Raw genomic sequence first — 1,641 nt, 5'->3', positions numbered from 1 at the left:
GGCAAAGACGCGGTCATGGGCGCGCAGGACGCCGACACGCTCGCCGACGCCATCCGCCAGGTCGCTGCGGCCAAGGCGCGAGGCGAGCTGGAAATGGCGGCGGGCTGAAGCAATTCCAGGCAAAGTGAAATGGTTAGGCTCGGCGACTTCGCCGTAGCCGTCCGTCCGGAATTGCGCGAACCAAAGAGATAGGGCGGTTCAGCGTTTCATGAAACGATGGAACTTGCCCGCTCCCCTACTTCACCGTCACCTTGGCCTTGCTGACGAAGAAGCCGTGGCCGTTGCCTGCCGCGCAGGTCAGCCCTTTCTTCGACGACTGGCAGGAAAACGGCCCCTTGCTCCAGCTGTTGCCATAGGCAAGCTTCGCGACATCGCCGCAGCAGCCTTGCTCGCCGGGATTCTTGATCTGCGTTGCCGGCCCATTCGGCCCCAGAATGACGGTGATGTAGCTCGGCTCGATGCGCGAGCAGCTCAGTTCCGGACCGCCATCCTGCGGCTGGTAGATGCTTGTGCCACCCTTCGGCGTGTAGATACAGCCGATATTGCCTGACGGCGTGTTGAACTCCACCTGCCCTTCACCATTCTTTGGAATGGTCTGGCTGCCGGCATATGCCTGAGGCAGCCAGACGAGTGTCGCGACCATCGCGGACAGTGTCCGTACAAGCATGAAATTCCCTCCGCTTCGGCCGATGCACATTCGAGACCGAACGGCCGGCCCATCAAACACAAATTGGTGCGCGCCTGAAAAGCATTGGCCGACGGATGTATCGAGACGATGCCGGGCACCCCCGGCCGTCGCCTTCTCAATGCCCCGGCCGCCCTTGGACATCACGAAAGCCAATCCTGAAAGACACGCGGAGGCAGCTTTTCGGTCTCCCCGGTTCGTTCGCATCAGGAAATTCGGCTGAATCGGAGGGCGAAGCGGTTCACAAAACTGTGTTTTAAGCTTCCCTTAGGGAAGGTCGTTCGGCCGCCTCCGCGACTGCTCTAATCAATTGAAATAAAAAGGCATTCCACGCAGTGGAGGCGACCGCATCGCCGTCCGATCTGTTGCGCATGGGCAACGGCTTGTGCGCGGGTTCACATTCCCCGGGAGAAAATTAATGGAAAATGATCAATTGGTGTTACTATCCGTAACAAAACTAGAAAAGGTTTGGGCGGGATCGTGATTCGGGTCGGCAGACCGAGACGTTCAATATCGGAGAAAAGTCCTAGCGACGCCAGAAGGCAGCCGCCCCTGACCCCAGTGTCATCGATGCGAACCTTCTGGGGACTGATGCGAGCCTACTGGTTCTCGGATCGCTGGAAGGAAGCCTGGACCCTCACCCTTGTCATCGCGCTGCTTACGGCGCTGTCCAGCAAGTCCGGCGTCTGGTTCGCCGAAGCGTCGGGTGAGCTGGTCAATTCGATCGCCTTCTTCCACGACGCCGCAAACACCACCCCTCTCCAGACACTGCTGACCAACGCCGGCATCCTCATCCTGATCGTCGTGCTCAAGGATGCGGGCTTCACCGGCATACGCAGCCTCGTTTCGGCAACGCTGCACCGCAAATGGCGCGGCTGGCTGGACAGCCGCTTCAACGAAGCGCTCCTCGACACCAATCACACGCATTTCCACGCCCAGCACGGCTCGTCCGACTC

Annotated in this window: 1 protein-coding gene and 2 pseudogenes; 2 read left to right on the top strand and 1 reads right to left on the bottom strand. The window is 59.9% G+C overall.

Annotated elements, in window-relative coordinates; genetic code table 11:
* A pseudogene (locus EN745_RS37395) lies at positions 1-108 on the top strand (disulfide bond formation protein DsbA); the annotation flags it as partial.
* Between the two features lie 127 nt (positions 109-235).
* Here the strand turns inward: EN745_RS37395 and EN745_RS34535 are convergent.
* Positions 236-667: a hypothetical protein gene (locus EN745_RS34535; RefSeq protein ID WP_127423296.1), complete on the bottom strand. Its 432-nt coding sequence runs from the start codon at positions 665-667 to the stop codon at positions 236-238.
* A 588-nt stretch (positions 668-1,255) separates the two neighbouring features.
* On the opposite strand from EN745_RS34535, the pseudogene EN745_RS34530 reads away from it, so the two are divergent.
* Positions 1,256-1,641, top strand: a pseudogene (locus EN745_RS34530) (ABC transporter ATP-binding protein/permease); the annotation flags it as partial.

Origin of the sequence: Mesorhizobium sp. M4A.F.Ca.ET.022.05.2.1, from assembly GCF_003998845.1 — a bacterium.
Classification (GTDB): domain Bacteria; phylum Pseudomonadota; class Alphaproteobacteria; order Rhizobiales; family Rhizobiaceae; genus Mesorhizobium.
Note: the sequence above shows the minus strand (reverse complement) of the source record. Positions and strands in the feature narration are given on the sequence as shown.